The 13,536-nt window shown below is 70.1% G+C and carries 14 protein-coding genes; 7 read left to right on the forward strand and 7 right to left on the reverse strand.

Annotation, left to right across the window (positions count from 1 at the left end; all coding sequences use genetic code 11):
• Positions 1-63: 63 nt before the first annotated feature.
• Entirely contained in the window at positions 64-996 is a 933-nt protein-coding gene (locus tag K7G19_RS21745) for a DMT family transporter (protein WP_226109119.1), read from the reverse strand.
• A gap of 294 nt (positions 997-1,290) precedes the next feature.
• On the opposite strand from K7G19_RS21745, the gene K7G19_RS21750 reads away from it, so the two are divergent.
• Both K7G19_RS21750 and K7G19_RS21755 read left to right on the forward strand, forming a co-directional pair.
• Entirely contained in the window at positions 1,291-1,722 is a 432-nt protein-coding gene (locus tag K7G19_RS21750; protein WP_149319324.1) for a DUF1841 family protein, read from the forward strand.
• A 140-nt stretch (positions 1,723-1,862) separates the two neighbouring features.
• Positions 1,863-3,182, forward strand: a complete 1,320-nt coding sequence (locus K7G19_RS21755) for a phospholipase A (RefSeq protein WP_226109203.1) — start codon at positions 1,863-1,865, stop codon at positions 3,180-3,182.
• 121 nt (positions 3,183-3,303) lie between these two features.
• On the opposite strand, the gene K7G19_RS21760 is transcribed toward K7G19_RS21755, so the two are convergent.
• Positions 3,304-3,720: a co-chaperone YbbN gene (locus K7G19_RS21760; protein WP_149319325.1), complete on the reverse strand. Its 417-nt coding sequence runs from the start codon at positions 3,718-3,720 to the stop codon at positions 3,304-3,306.
• 89 nt (positions 3,721-3,809) lie between these two features.
• Complete coding sequence (grpE, locus tag K7G19_RS21765; RefSeq protein ID WP_149319326.1) at positions 3,810-4,400, reverse strand: nucleotide exchange factor GrpE; 591 nt, start codon at positions 4,398-4,400, stop codon at positions 3,810-3,812.
• A gap of 262 nt (positions 4,401-4,662) precedes the next feature.
• Here grpE and K7G19_RS21770 point away from each other — a divergent pair, with 262 nt between their 5' ends.
• A complete protein-coding gene (locus K7G19_RS21770) occupies positions 4,663-4,848 on the forward strand; it encodes a hypothetical protein (RefSeq protein WP_149319327.1) in 186 nt (61 codons plus the stop codon).
• Between the two features lie 36 nt (positions 4,849-4,884).
• On the opposite strand, the gene K7G19_RS21775 is transcribed toward K7G19_RS21770, so the two are convergent.
• The 3 genes from K7G19_RS21775 to hrcA all read right to left on the reverse strand — a co-directional run bounded on the left by K7G19_RS21775 (position 4,885) and on the right by hrcA (position 7,494).
• Entirely contained in the window at positions 4,885-5,280 is a 396-nt protein-coding gene (locus tag K7G19_RS21775; protein ID WP_226109120.1) for an RNA-binding S4 domain-containing protein, read from the reverse strand.
• Positions 5,277-6,392, reverse strand: coding sequence for a ferrochelatase (gene hemH, locus K7G19_RS21780; RefSeq protein ID WP_023263767.1), 1,116 nt, complete (start codon positions 6,390-6,392; stop codon positions 5,277-5,279). The genes K7G19_RS21775 and hemH overlap by 4 nt, the downstream gene beginning before the upstream one ends.
• A gap of 64 nt (positions 6,393-6,456) precedes the next feature.
• Positions 6,457-7,494 (reverse strand): heat-inducible transcriptional repressor HrcA, encoded by a 1,038-nt coding sequence (gene hrcA, locus K7G19_RS21785; RefSeq protein ID WP_149319329.1) that lies wholly within the window; start codon positions 7,492-7,494, stop codon positions 6,457-6,459.
• 102 nt (positions 7,495-7,596) lie between these two features.
• On the opposite strand from hrcA, the gene K7G19_RS21790 reads away from it, so the two are divergent.
• The 4 genes from K7G19_RS21790 (at position 7,597) to mprA (ending at position 12,745) form a co-directional block, all read left to right on the forward strand.
• Positions 7,597-8,514: an NAD kinase gene (locus tag K7G19_RS21790; protein ID WP_149319330.1), complete on the forward strand. Its 918-nt coding sequence runs from the start codon at positions 7,597-7,599 to the stop codon at positions 8,512-8,514.
• A gap of 62 nt (positions 8,515-8,576) precedes the next feature.
• Positions 8,577-10,298 (forward strand): DNA repair protein RecN, encoded by a 1,722-nt coding sequence (gene recN, locus K7G19_RS21795; protein ID WP_226109121.1) that lies wholly within the window; start codon positions 8,577-8,579, stop codon positions 10,296-10,298.
• Positions 10,299-10,381: 83 nt separating this feature from the next.
• Positions 10,382-10,873 carry a hypothetical protein gene (locus tag K7G19_RS21800; protein WP_226109122.1) on the forward strand — a complete coding sequence of 164 codons (492 nt, stop codon included), beginning with the start codon at positions 10,382-10,384 and terminating at the stop codon, positions 10,871-10,873.
• 234 nt (positions 10,874-11,107) lie between these two features.
• A complete protein-coding gene (mprA, locus tag K7G19_RS21805; protein WP_226109123.1) occupies positions 11,108-12,745 on the forward strand; it encodes an MprA protease, GlyGly-CTERM protein-sorting domain-containing form in 1,638 nt (545 codons plus the stop codon).
• Positions 12,746-12,873: 128 nt separating this feature from the next.
• Here mprA and rrtA read toward each other — a convergent pair whose 3' ends face one another.
• Complete coding sequence (gene rrtA, locus K7G19_RS21810) at positions 12,874-13,533, reverse strand: rhombosortase (protein WP_370639586.1); 660 nt, start codon at positions 13,531-13,533, stop codon at positions 12,874-12,876.
• Positions 13,534-13,536 lie beyond the last annotated feature (3 nt).

The following is a 13,536-nucleotide window of genomic DNA, read 5'->3' on the forward strand; positions in this document are numbered from 1 at the left end:
GGGAAAGGGCGCATTCTACCGACGCGTTCCACCCGTTCCACGCCAAGGATTTCAGCAAGCCGTTCAATTTTGTTGTACAGGCGCGGGCGCCGTGCCCTTGCGCGTCAGCCACAGCACGCCGGCCAGGATCAGGCCGCCGCCGACGGCCTGGGCGAGGCCGATCTGCTCGCCCAGCAGCAGCGCGGCCAGCAGCACCGTGACCACCGGTTCGAGCGTGGACAGCATCGAGGCCTGCGCCGCGCCGAGCCGCTGCAGGCCGGCGAAGAAGGTCAGGATGGCCAGCACCGTCGACAGCAGCGCGATCGCCGCCAACGCGAGCCAGCCGCCGGCATCGGCCGGAAACTGCGGCGGCATGCCGGCCGCGGCCCGGGCCAGCGCGGCGCCGACATAGACGACCGCGGCCGCCGTGCAGACCACCGTGGTGGTCGCCACGGGGTGCACGCCGGGCGTCAGCCGCGCGCCGACGATGATGTAGACCGAATAGATCAGTGCCGACGCCAGGCCCAGGCCGATGCCGAGCGCGCTGCCCTCGCCGCCGCCGACCGTCAGGCCCGCGCCGACCGAGCACAGCACCAGCGCGGTCACCGCCGCGCCCGTCAGCTTCTCCTTCAGGAACAGCGCGGCCATCACGGTGACGAAGACCGGATACAGATAGAGCAGCAGCGCCACCAGGCTGGCCTGCGCATGGTTCAGCGCGCTGAAAAAGCAGAACGACTGGCCGACATAGCCGATGCCGCCCATCGCCGCCAGCGCCAGCACGCGCGGCCACGGCGGCAGCGCGATCCGCTGCCAGCGCATCACCGCCGCCAGCGCGATCGCAGCCAGCACGAAGCGCACCGACAGCAGGCCATAGACGTCGGCGCCGGCGTCATAGGCGAAGCGGGCGAAGATCGCCATCGCGCCGAAGGCGCTGGCCGAGATCGCGATCAGCAGCACACCGGCCAGCTTGTCGCCGGCGTGCCGCAGCAGGGTCGATGGGCGGGGGGTAGCGGTCATGGAGGAGCCGGGCCCTATGGCGAGGTCTACGGAAGGTCCAACTTCAGGTCGAACGGGGCCGACACGGGTCGAACTCGGGTCGAACTCGGGTCGAACTCGGGTCGAACACGGGTCGATCACGGGTCGAAGGCAGGACGAACTCGAGTCGAGCGCGGGTAAAGCGCCGGGTCGAACGGCACGCCGGACGATCCCGCATTCTAGTCGGCATGCGGCCCCTGCGGCACAGTCTCAGTGGCACCCAACGCGGGGCAGCGCCGGCAAGCCCGCGGGCCGTCGTTTACAATCCGCTCCATCATGTTCAATCCCTCCCGTGAAGAAGTCCGCCGGTTCTTTTGCGAAGCCTGGCGCAAGCAAGGCGCCAACGAAGTGCTGACGCCGCTCGAGGCGATCGCCGTCGACTGGATCCGCGCCCACCCCGAATACCACGACCAGCTCGCCGACGCCGACGCGGCCATCGCCGAGGAATTCACGCCCGAGCGCGGGCAGACCAACCCCTTCCTGCATCTGGCCATGCATCTGTCGATCGCCGAGCAAGTGTCCGTCGACCAGCCGCGCGGCATCCGCCAGGCGTTCGAACAGCTGGCGCGCCGGCTTGATTCGCCGCACGAGGCCCATCATCAGATGATGGAATGCCTCGGCGAGATGCTGTGGCAATCGCAACGCAGCGGGCTGCCGCCGGACGGCGAGCACTACATCGCCTGCGTCCAGCGCCGCGCGCGCGGCTGATTTCCGCCGGGCCGCCGGCCGATCGGCCGGTACAAATCGTCACAGCTAGTCCGGCCGGCCACGTGCTAGGCTTTGGCGCGTTGCCATTCCGGGCCGTGCCATGCGTCATATCCGGCACACCCCTTCCAATATTTCCCATGATGCCGATGCTCCGAAGCCCGTCCGCGGCTCGTCGTCCGCGCCTGCTCGCGCCCGCCGCCGCCGTTTCCCTCGCCCTCGCCGCCCTGTGCGCGCCGTCCGCCCACGCCGCGATCGCGCTGCTGCAGCCGCCGCGCGTGCTGGACGGCGCGCAGCCGCTGCGGCTGACGCTGTTGGTGACCGCCGACACCGCCAACCGCAGCTATCTGGTGCCCGATACGCTGGAAGTGGTCGCCTCGCCGGAAATGCTGGCGCCGGTGCGGATCACGATGCGCCGGATCACGCCGGGGCCGGCCACGGTGCGCCTGCGCCGCGGGGAAAATCGCACCATCCAGTACCAGGGCGAGATCCCGTCGACGCTGCGCGGCCAGATCCGCCTCGATCCGGTCGGCCTCGACGCCGCGCCGGTGCTGGTGACGCTGAACCAGTCGGGCATCGCGCCCCCGGCCACCGCCGCGGCACCGTCCGCCGGTACGCCTGCGGCAACGACCGCGGCCGCGCCGGCCGACCACGACGATCAGCAGGCGGATATCGCGGCGACGCCGGTCGAGACGGTGGTCCAGCCGAAGGGACCGGGCCAGCCGGTCTACGACCAGCCGATCCTGTCGGGCGGCAGCCGGCTGACCTTCAACGATCCGATGTACTTCGCCGTCGGCGCGCACGGTGGCGCCAATGCCAAGTTCCAGTTCAGCTTCAAGTACCGGATCTTCGAGGGCCGCGATCCGAACTCGCGCTACTGGCTCGACAATCTGTACGTCGGCTACACGCAGTTCTCGCTGTGGGATCTGTCGGAGGAATCGAAGCCGTTCCACGACACCAACTACCGGCCCAGCATCTTCTATTACCTGTCCGATACCGGCGTGCGCAATCGCTGGATCAGCCGGCTGTCGGTGGCGACCGGCCTCGAACACGAATCGAACGGCCGCGACGGCGACCAGTCGCGCAGCATCAATACGCTGTTCCTGAAGCCGACCTTCCACTTCGGCGAGACGAACGACTGGCACTGGACCGTGACGCCCAAGCTCTACTACTACCTGGAGAAGAGCGACAACAGCGATATCGCGCGCTACCGCGGCTATATGGATCTGCGGGTCGCCTACGGCAAACCCGATTCGTGGGAGCTGGCGGCGACGGTGCGCAAGGGCACCCGCCAGTGGTACGGCAGCGTGGATGCGCAGTTCACCTACCCGATGGGCAGGCTGATCCCGGGCACGGCCGGCTACCTGATGGCCGGCTACTTCGTCGGCTATGGCGAGAGCCTGCTCGACTACAACCGCAAGACGCCGTGGCAGTTCCGCATCGGTTACTCGCTGAACCGCTGAGGGGCCGAGCCCCCGCGCCTGCCGAGTCGCCGGGCGCGCGAGCGTCGAGCCGCCGGGAAAGGCGACCGTCGAGCCTCCAGGCGCGCCCGGCCGCCGAGCCGCGGCGGCGGCTACCGGGCCGTCACCCGGCGAGCGGCTTGCCGCTGGCCTTCAGCCGCGCATTGGCAACCGCCGCGGCGAACTGCCCGATGCCATGCCAGCCGGTGGCGCGGCCGAGCTTCTTGCCGCGGTGGAAGAACATGAACACCGGGATGCCGTACAGCCCGAAGCGCCGTCCCAGCGCCGGATAGGTGTAGACGTCGGCATGCAGCCAGTGCAGATCGAGCTGGCGCAGCGGGTCCGGATTGGCCAGCATGGCCTTCTTGGCCATCTCGCAGTTGTAGCAGTCCTCGCCCCAGAAGAACACGCAGACCAGCTTGTCGCCGGCGGCGGCGAGCGCGTCGTCGATGGTGTCATGATCGACCGCGCGCATGCCGAAGGCCTCGAACGCGCGGTGATCCGTATGGGGCGCCGGCGCTGCGCCGAACGGGTAAGGCATCGCATTTCTCCACAAACGAGAACGCCCGGTGCCGAAACGGCGCCGGGCGTGGCTGCGCATCGGAGGCAGGCCGGTCTGCCCGCCGACCCTTACTTCGGCGCAGCCACCGTCACCAATGCGGGCCGCAGGACCCGGTCCGCGATCAGATAGCCGCGTTGCAGCACGGCCACCACCGTATTCGGTTCCTGCTCCGAAGGCACCATCGAAATCGCCTGGTGCCGATGCGGGTCGAACTTCTCGCCGACCGGATTCAGTTCGACCATGCGGCCCTTCTCGAAGGCGCTGGCCAGCTGCTTGGCGGTCAGTTCGACCCCCTCGCGCAGCTTGGCGATATCGCCCGACCCATCGGCCAGCGCGGCCTGCAGGCTGTCCATCACCGGCAGCAGATGCTCGGCGAAGCTCTCGATGGCGAACTTGTGGGCCTTTGCCACGTCCTCCTGCGCCCGGCGCCGGATGTTTTCGGCCTCGGCGACGGCACGCAGATACAGATCGTAGTTCTCGCGTGCCTTGGCTTCCTGCTCGGCCAGCTGTGCGGCGAGCTGGGTGGCCACGTCATCCGCGGCTGCGGCGGGCTCGGTCGTCTGGTTCGGCGTTGCCGGTTGCGCGGCTTGCGCTTCGGCGGCCTGGTCGGCGGGCGAGGTCGGCGGCGTGTTGGATGGCGTTTGCTTCTGGTCTTCCATGTCGATCCGTTTCAGAACAAGTTGCGGCCGCACCGGCGGTCCGCCTGGGGTCAATCGGAATTCAGCTGGCAACTGGTGGCGCCAAGCCGATATTTCAAGAGCGGATGGACATCTGCAGGAAACATCAGCTTACAAACTTAAACCAGTGCTGCGGGGAGTGAAATTGCTTTGCTGCAGTGCAGCTTCTAAGATAAATCCAAAAAAACGACAAAACTGCCGGGGTGCCGTCCCATATTGAAGTCTTTCCTGCCGGGGTAAGGCCATGCGCAAGCTGCCGAAGCCGTCGAACAAAACGCCGAAGTTTTCGCTCTTCACCCTGCTGGTACTTCTTTCGCTGGCGGCCCTGACCGTCTTCATCTGGCTCTCCGACGGACTGACCCCGCGCGACAGCGTGGCAGGCGGCGCCGATCCGGCGCTGCGCCAATACATCATCCAGTATTCCCGCTGACACACGGCCCGCCCGCGCGGGCCGTGCCGCTTCGGTTCACCCTTTCAGATCCTCGATGCGGCGGCGGTCCCGCTTCGTCGGGCGCCCCTGCAATTGCGACGCCGGCTCGACATGCAGACGCCGCCGTTCGGCCTCGGCGGCGCGCCGCGTCCGGCTTTCCTCGGTTTCCTCGTAGAGCGTCTGGGCGACGGAGGCCGGCCCGCGGGCCGGGGCGACGCCCTTGACCACCAGCTCCCAGCGCTGCTGATGGGCGTCGATGCGTATCGTGTCGCCCGGCTTGACCTCCCGCGAATTCTTGCATGGCTGGCCGTTGACCTCCACCCGGCCCCGCTCGACGGCCTCCGCCGCCAGCGAGCGGGTCTTGAAGAAGCGCGCGCACCACAGCCACTTGTCGATGCGCTGGCGCGCATCGTCCTCGTATGACGGATTCATGCCGCCGCCCCCCTTGCCTGCGCCAGCGAGCGCCTGGCCTCCAGTTCGTGCGCGTGCGGCAGCCGCAGGGGCCAGCCCTGCATATGCTGCAGCGCAATCTCCGACAGCGCGGTGATCCAGAACGGCGCGTCATTCAGGCACGGAATGAAGTGGAACTCCTTGCCGCCGGCGACCTTGAATTCGGACTGCCCTTCCATCGCGATCTCTTCCAGCGTCTCGATGCAGTCGGCCGGAAAGCCCGGGCAGAACACGTCGACCCGCGCGGTGCCGACCTTGCCAAGCTCGGTCAGCGTCGGCGCGGTATAGGGCTGCAGCCACTCGGCCTTGCCGAAGCGCGACTGGAACGTGACCTGGTACTGGCCGGGCTGCAGACCCAGCGCCTCGCCCAGCATGCGGCCGGTCTTCAGGCATTCGCAGTGATACGGATCGCCCAATTCCAGCGTGCGCCGCGGCACGCCATGGAAGGACAGGATCAGGCGGTCGCCGCGCGCGAAATCGGGCGCGCCGTGCTGGGCCCAGTAGGCGCCGACCTGCTGGTGCAGCGCGCCCAGGTAGGCCGGATGATCGTGGAAATGCTTGACCAGCCGAAGCTCGGGCTGGTTGCGCCATTCGCCGAGCACGCGGAACAGCTCGTCGAAGGCGGTCGCGGTGGTGGTGCCGGAATACTGCGGGTACATCGGCAGCGCCAGGATGCGCTCGCAGCCCTGGCGCCGCAGCGCCTCCATCACGGATGGGATCGACGGGTTGCCGTAGCGCATCGCGCAGGCCACCGTCACGTCGTGTCCCTGCTGCGCCAGCAACTGCTGCAGCGCATGCGCCTGCCGTTCGGTGTGGACCAGCAGCGGCGAGCCGGTCCGGTGCGCCTCGCGCAGCCAGATCGATTCGTACTTGAGCGCCGACGCGCGCGAGCGCAGCGGCAGGATCAGCCCGTACAGCACCGGCAGCCAGGCCGCGCGCGGAATCTCCACCACGCGCGGATCGGACAGGAACTGCTTCAGATAGCGGCCGACCGCCTTGGGGGTCGGCTCGTCGGGCGTGCCCAGATTGATCAGCAGGATCGCCGTGCGGGGCGCCTGCCCATGCCGATAGGCCGGTTCTGCGGTAAAGGTCATAGGGATTCCGGTATCGCTGGGGCGCGAAGGCCGCCCTGCGCGTGGCAGCCCGCCCTGGCCGCCATCAGTTCTGGCTGCTCAGCGCGCTCGACAGCAGCCGCGCGGTGATATCGACGATCGGGATCACCCGGTCATAGGCCATCCGCGTCGGGCCGATCACGCCCAGCGTGCCGACGATCTGGCCGTCGACCTCGTACGGCGCGGTGATCACCGCCATGTCCTCGAGCGGCACCAGCCGGCTCTCGCCGCCGATGAAGATCTGCACGCCCTCGGCATGGCTGGACACATCGAGCAGCTGCAGCAGGCTGGTCTTGTGCTCGAACACGTCGAACAGCCGGCGCAGCTTGTCCATGCTCGAGGCCAGGTCCTCGACCTCGAGCAGCTTGCGTTCGCCTGAGATATAGACCTGGTCGTCCTCGTCGGCCATCGCACTGCTGCCGGCCTCGACCGCGGCCTGCATCAGTTCGGACATGTCGATGCGCAGCGCCTTCAGTTCGTCGCGCAGCCGCTCCCGCACCGTGTCGAAGCGCATGCCGGCGTAATGCGTGTTGATGAAATTGGCCGCCTCGACCAGCTGCGACGCGCTGTAGGGCAGCTCGGTCTGGATGATGCGGTTCTGCACGTCCCCTTCGGGCGTCACGATGATCAGCAGGATGCGCTTGTCGGACAGCCGCATGAATTCGATCTGCCGGAACGCCTGCGCGCGGCGCGGGGTCATCACCACGCCGGCGAACTGCGACAGGTTCGACAGCGTGCGCGCGGCGGTGGTGATCATCCGCTGCGGGCTCTGTTCCTGCGCGCCGAGTTCGCCCTGGATCAGCCCGGCCAGCTTGGTGCGGTCGAACTGGCTGTCGAGCGGCTGGGCCGTCAGCATGGTGTCGACGAACAACCGGTAGCCGCGCGGGGTCGGAATGCGCCCCGCCGACGTGTGCGGGCTGGCAATGAAGCCCATCTCCTCCAGGTCCGACATCACGTTGCGGATGGTCGCCGGCGACAGGTCCAGTCCCGAGTACTTCGACAGCGTACGCGAGCCGACCGGCTGCCCTTCGGCGATGTAGCGCTCGATCAGGGTCTTGAGAAGGGTTTTCGCTCGTTCGTCCATGGTGTCCCGATTTTACGCAAGTTTTGCGCGCCGGGGCTCGCGCTGGCACTCGCCCCCCGCCCCGTGCTGACAATGGTCATGGCGGTATGGTCTAATCCGGGCATGTCTGCACACCCCAAGTCCGGCGCCGCGCACGCGCCCTTTCGCACGGTCGCCCTGGTCGGCAGGTATTCGACCGCGGGCATCGAGGGCCCGCTCGAGGAACTGGCGGCCTGCATCCTGCGCAACGGCCAGGACGTGGTGTTCGAACGCGAGACGGCGCTGGCGACCGGCCTGACCGACTACCCCGCGCTGTCCGCCGAAGAGATCGGCCGGCAGGCCGACGTCGCCGTGGTGCTCGGCGGCGACGGCACGCTGCTCGGCATCGCGCGCCAGCTGGCCGGCTTCTCGGTGCCGCTGATCGGCGTCAACCACGGCCGCCTCGGCTTCATGACGGACATCCCGCTGGAGGATGTGCAATCGGTGCTGCCGGCCATGCTCAGCGGCCACTACGAGCCCGAGAACCGCATGCTGCTCGAATCGCGCGTGATCCGCGACGAGGGCGTGATCTTCTCCGCGCTGGCCCTGAACGACGTGGTGGTCAATCGCTCGGGCATCTCCGGCATGGTCGAGCTGGCGGTCTCGGTGGACGGCTACTTCATGTACAACCAGCGTTCGGACGGCCTGATCGTGTCGACGCCGACCGGCTCGACCGCCTATGCGCTGTCGGCCGGCGGGCCGATCCTGCATCCGACGCTGTCCGGACTGGTGCTGGTGCCGATCGCCCCGCATGCGCTGTCGAACCGGCCGATCGTGCTGCCGCACGACGCCGAGGTGTCGATCGAGGTCGCCACCGCCCGCGATGCCAGCGTCAACTTCGACATGCAGTCGCTGACCTCGCTGCTGCCCGGCGACCGCATCGTCGTGCGCCGCTCGGCCAGGACCATCAACCTGCTTCACCCGGTCGGCTACAACTACTACGCCACGCTGCGCAAGAAGCTGCACTGGCACGAGTACCCGACCGAAGACAACCGGCTCTGAGCGCCAGCGCACCCCGCCGGTCCCGATCCCTCCCAAGTCACCGCCGCCTTCCGTCTCCCAAGATGCTGCGCAGCCTGTCCATCCGCGATTTCGTCATCGTCGACACGCTCGACCTCGACTTCACCGCCGGCTTTACCGTGTTCACCGGCGAGACCGGTGCCGGCAAGTCGATCCTGATCGATGCGCTCGCGCTGGTGCTCGGCGAGCGCGCCGATGCCGGCGTGGTGCGCGAGGGCGCGGCGCGCGCCAGCGTCAGCGCCACCTTCTCCACGCACCCCGCGCTGGACGCCTGGCTCAACGAGCAGGCGCTGGCCGAGGACGACGGCAACGTGCTGCTGCGCCGGGTCGTCGATGCCAACGGCCGCAGCAAGGCCTTCATCAACGGCAACGCCGCCACGCTCGCGCAGCTGCGCGAGGTCGGCGACCAGCTGGTCGACATCCACGGACAGCACGCCCACCAGCTGCTGCTGCGGCCGGACGCGCAGCGGCTGCTGCTCGACGCGCACGCGGGCCTGACCGCGCAGGCCGCCGCGGTGGCCGAGGCCTGGCGCACCTGGCGGGCCTGCGTGCGCCAGCGCGAGGCCGTCGAACAGCAGTCGCGCGAGATGCAGCTCGAACGCGAGCGGCTCGAGTGGCAGGTCGGCGAGCTCGACAAGCTGGCGCCGCAGGCCGGCGAATGGGAAGCGATCCAGGGCGAGCACAAGCGCCTGTCGCATGCGGCCAATCTGCTCGAGGGCGGCCGCGCCGCGCTCGATGCGCTGTCGGAGGCCGACGGCGCGGTGCTGTCGGCGCTCAATGCGATGGCGCACCGGCTGCGCCAGCTGGCCGAGGTCGACCCCGCGCTCGCCGATGTAGTGACCGCGCTCGAAGCGGCCGAGGTGCAGGCCGAGGAAGCGGCCCACTCGCTGACCCGCTACGTCGACCGGCTCGAGCTCGATCCCGAGCGGCTGCAGGTGGTCGAGGAGCGGATGCAGGCCTTGCACACCGCCGCGCGCAAGTTCCGCGTGCCGCCCGAACAGTTGCCCGAGGAACTGCTGGCGCGCCGCCAGCAGCTCGACGACCTGCAGGCCGCGCAGGACCTGAACAAGATCACCGCGCGCGAGGCGGCGGCCCGCGCCGCCTACCTGACCATCGCACGCCATCTGAGCGACAGCCGGCGCGAGGCCGCCGAGCGGCTGTCGGCGGCTGTCACCGAGGCGATGCAGGGCCTGTCGATGGCCGGCGGCAGCTTCACCGTCGCGCTGCACCCGCTCGAGGAAGGCGCCAGCCACGGGCTCGAACAGGTCGAGTTCCTGGTGGCCGGCCATGCGGGCGTGAGCGCCCGGCCGCTGGCCAAGGTGGCATCGGGCGGCGAACTGGCGCGGATCAGCCTGGCGATCTCGGTGATCACCAGCGAGGCAGCGCCGACGCCGACGCTGATCTTCGACGAGGTCGATACCGGCATCGGCGGCGCGGTCGCCGAGGTGGTCGGCCGTCGGCTGCAGGAGCTTGGTCGCGCGCGCCAGGTCCTGTGCGTGACCCACCTGCCCCAGGTCGCCGCGCAGGCCGGCACGCACCTGCTGGTCAGCAAGGAGACCGTCGGCGATGGCGGCGAGGCCGTGACGCGCTCGCAGATCCGCGTGCTCGACGCCGCCGGCCGCGTGGTCGAGACCGCGCGCATGCTGGGCGGCGCGACGGTGACCGCCACCACGCTGCAACACGCCGAGGAGATGCTGGCGCAGGGCGCGCGCGGCGTGCCGGCGGCGGCCAGGGAGGGCCGGCGCGCACGCCGGGCGGCGAGCTGAGCCGGTCGCGGCGTCCGGCGCCCCGGACCACCGACGAGCACGATCCCATCGCACCACAAACCGCATCAACCACAGGAAACCCCATGTTCTTCGCCAAGCCGCCCTCGCCACTCGACGACCCGTCCGGCACGACCGGCTCCGCCGACGCGGGCCGCCGCCCGGTGAGCCGCCCTGCGCGCCGCGCCACGCGCCGCCTGACGCTCGCGGTGGCCCTGTGCGGCCTGGCGCTGGCAGCCGCCTGCAGCTCGAAGCCCGCCACCCCGCCGCCGGGCGCCATCACCGACGACCGCGCGGTCGGCGACATCCTGGTCCGCTTCACGCCGCCGGCCGTCGATACCTCGCTGCAGGCCGGCGAACTGCTGGCCCAGGCCAAGGGACCGATCCGCTTCGTGGTCAAGCGCCCGATGTCCGGCGGCACCTGGCTGGTCACCGCGATCTCGCCGTCGCCGGAGGCCACCATCGAGCAGGCGGTCACCACGCTGCGCGCGCTGCCGCGCATCGAGGCGGCCGAGGCGGACCGCCGCCTGACGCCCAGCCGGCCCAAGCCGACCGGGCGCGACATGCCGGCGAACTGAAAACCGGGCGACGGCTGCCGTTAACCGGATCGGGAAAGCGGCCAGGCAGGCGGACCACGCAGGCGGCTCGAGGCAGCCGATCGAGCAAGGCGAAACCGCCCCGGACGTCACCCCGATAGCGTGCGCTGTCGGACGAGCGCCGATTGCCCGCCCGCATTCCCCCAACTATCTTTGAGCCACATGCCCGCGAGCGCCGGCCCCTGCACCCCGGCTTCGCCCCTCCCGGAGGTGTTCATGCCGCGTTCGATTCCGCCCGTCGCCCTGCGTCTGGTCCTGGCCGCCGCCGTCTCGGCGGGCGCCATCCTGCCCCCTTCGGCCGCGATGGCCGCGACGAGTCCGGACGCCCGCCCGGCCCCGGTCTACAGCGGCAACATCATCGTCCGCTGGAAGGACGCCCCCGCCGGCACCGCGCTGATGCCGGCCGAGGCCGCCGCCGAACAGGTGCGCAAGGTCGCCGAGCAGACCGGCATCGGACTGACCGTCAAGCGGCAGATGGGCGGCAACCTGGCGTTGCTCGGCGTGCCGGCCGGCAAGGGCGCCGATCCGGAGGCGGTGGCCGCGCAGCTGCGCCAGGATCCGCGCGTGGCGGACGCGGTGCCGGACCGCTGGCTGCGGCCGCACGACACGGTGCCGAACGATCCCGAATTCGCCATCAACCAGCCCTACTTCGGCTCGCCGGCGATCATTCCGGGTGCCGCCAATCTGCCCGCTGCCTGGGACCGTTCGCGCGGCAGCGAAGGCCTGGTGATCGCGGTGGTCGATACCGGCGTGCTGCGGCACCCGGACCTGGCCGCGCGGCTGGTGGCGGGCTATGACTTCATCGCCGATCCGCTGTACTCGCAGGACGGCGACGGCCGCGATGGCGACCCGACCGATGCCGGCGACTTCGTGCCGCAGGGCTTCGCCTGCCCCGGCATGCCGGCCGCGCCGAACCAGCGTCCCAGCACCTGGCATGGCACCCGCGTCGCCAGCGTGCTGGGCGCGGTGACCAATAACGGCCAGGACATCGCCGGGGTCGACTGGAGCGCGCGCATCCAGCCGCTGCGCGTTTCGGGCCGCTGCGGCGCCCTGCTGTCCGATACCGTCGACGCGATGCGCTGGGCCGGCGGCCTGCCGGTACCGAACGTCCCGAACAATCCCACGCCGGCGCGCGTGGTCAATATCAGCCTCGGCGCAGGTACTTGCAGCAGCTTCGAGCAGCAGGCGGTGGATGAGCTCGCCGCGCGCGGCGTCGTCGTGGTGGCCGCCGCCGGCAACAGCGCCGGCGCGGTGGAAGCGCCGGCCGACTGCCGTGGCGTGATCGCGGTGACCGCCCATGTCAACGACGGCGAAAACGCCAGCTATGCCAACGTCGGCCCGCAGATCGCGATCAGCGCGCCCGGTGGCGGCTGTGCCAACAGCAAGGTGTCCAACGGGACCTGCCTGGCTCCGCCGTCGACGATCCGCACGCTGACCAACGACGGCGAAACGACGGCGCGCAATTACACCCTGGTGAACTCGCAGGGCACCAGCTTCGCCGCGCCGATGGTGTCGGGCGTCGCCTCGCTGATGCTGGCGGTCAACGGCAACCTGACCAGCGCCCAGGTCACCGAACTGCTCAAGAGCAGCGCGCGCCCGCATCCGGCCAATACCTATTGCACGACGGGCAATAACGCCGGCAATTGCGGCGCCGGATTGCTGGACGCGAACCGTGCGCTGGCAGCGGCCGCGGGCGCACCGGTTCCCCCGGCGCCGCCTCCCGCCAACAACGGCGGCGGTGGCGACGATGGTGGCGGCGGTGCCGTGCCGCTGTGGAGCGGTGCCGCCCTGGCGCTGGCCGGTCTGTTCGCCGTGCTGCTGCCGTCCGGCCGTCGCCGCCAGGCGCGGCGCTGAATCAAGGGCCCTGAATCAAGGGCCCTGAACCGAGCGCCCTGAACAGAGCGCCCTGAACAGAGTGCCCTGAACCGAGCGCCCTGAATCAAGGGCCCGGAATCAAGGGCCCTGATTCCAGGGCCGGCGCGCTAGCCCGCGGCGGCGCGCCGCTGCCCCCACCACTGCTGTGCGAGCCACCAGGCAAAGCCGGCCACCGCGCCGGCCGCATGGGCGGCGCGCACGACGCCAAATCCCCAGGCCGCATCGAAGCGCACCGGCGCGAGCCACGACTGCTCCAGCCACAGCTTGACCAGCACGCCGGCGACCAGCGCGACACCGATCGCGCGCGACCAGCGGTCGGCGGCGAGCAGCCGCAAGGCGCCCCAGACCGCCAGCCCATGCAGCGCGCCCGACAGCCCGCCATACCAGCGAACCGCCGGCTGCCACAGCAGCGCAACCTGCACCGCGATCCCGCACACCAGCAAGGCCAGCAGCATCTGCCGTGCGCCGGCCGCGCGCCCGGCCAGCAACAGCAAACCCGATGCCGCCAGCAGATTGCCGAGCCAGTGGCGTCCATCCAGATGGACCCACATCGCGGTCAGCAGCCGCCACCACTGGCGCTCGCCCCCGGGCAGCATCAGCGCATCGCGAAGGTAGAGACCGTGCGCATGGAGCCATGGCACGAAGGTGAAGGCGGCCGACAACGCGGCGACCGCCGCCGCCGCGGCCAGGGCCGGCAGCGCGCGACGCCACGCGGACGGCGCCGCCGCGACCGGTACGGCGCCGCCGTCCTCGTGCTCGGCAACCACCGC

This window comes from Cupriavidus sp. DB3 (genome assembly GCF_020418465.1).
Classification (GTDB): domain Bacteria; phylum Pseudomonadota; class Gammaproteobacteria; order Burkholderiales; family Burkholderiaceae; genus Cupriavidus; species Cupriavidus cauae.

What these genes read in the sequence shown, in the direction of transcription:
- K7G19_RS21745 (WP_226109119.1), bottom strand. Translation starts at nt 996, where the DNA reads ATGACCGCTACCCCCCGCCCATCGACCCTGCTGCGGCACGCCGGCGAC.
- K7G19_RS21750 (WP_149319324.1), top strand. Translation starts at nt 1,291, where the DNA reads ATGTTCAATCCCTCCCGTGAAGAAGTCCGCCGGTTCTTTTGCGAAGCC.
- K7G19_RS21755 (WP_226109203.1), top strand. Translation starts at nt 1,863, where the DNA reads ATGCCGATGCTCCGAAGCCCGTCCGCGGCTCGTCGTCCGCGCCTGCTC.
- K7G19_RS21760 (WP_149319325.1), bottom strand. Translation starts at nt 3,720, where the DNA reads ATGCCTTACCCGTTCGGCGCAGCGCCGGCGCCCCATACGGATCACCGC.
- grpE (WP_149319326.1), bottom strand. Translation starts at nt 4,400, where the DNA reads ATGGAAGACCAGAAGCAAACGCCATCCAACACGCCGCCGACCTCGCCC.
- K7G19_RS21770 (WP_149319327.1), top strand. Translation starts at nt 4,663, where the DNA reads ATGCGCAAGCTGCCGAAGCCGTCGAACAAAACGCCGAAGTTTTCGCTC.
- K7G19_RS21775 (WP_226109120.1), bottom strand. Translation starts at nt 5,280, where the DNA reads ATGAATCCGTCATACGAGGACGATGCGCGCCAGCGCATCGACAAGTGG.
- hemH (WP_023263767.1), bottom strand. Translation starts at nt 6,392, where the DNA reads ATGACCTTTACCGCAGAACCGGCCTATCGGCATGGGCAGGCGCCCCGC.
- hrcA (WP_149319329.1), bottom strand. Translation starts at nt 7,494, where the DNA reads ATGGACGAACGAGCGAAAACCCTTCTCAAGACCCTGATCGAGCGCTAC.
- K7G19_RS21790 (WP_149319330.1), top strand. Translation starts at nt 7,597, where the DNA reads ATGTCTGCACACCCCAAGTCCGGCGCCGCGCACGCGCCCTTTCGCACG.
- recN (WP_226109121.1), top strand. Translation starts at nt 8,577, where the DNA reads ATGCTGCGCAGCCTGTCCATCCGCGATTTCGTCATCGTCGACACGCTC.
- K7G19_RS21800 (WP_226109122.1), top strand. Translation starts at nt 10,382, where the DNA reads ATGTTCTTCGCCAAGCCGCCCTCGCCACTCGACGACCCGTCCGGCACG.
- mprA (WP_226109123.1), top strand. Translation starts at nt 11,108, where the DNA reads ATGCCGCGTTCGATTCCGCCCGTCGCCCTGCGTCTGGTCCTGGCCGCC.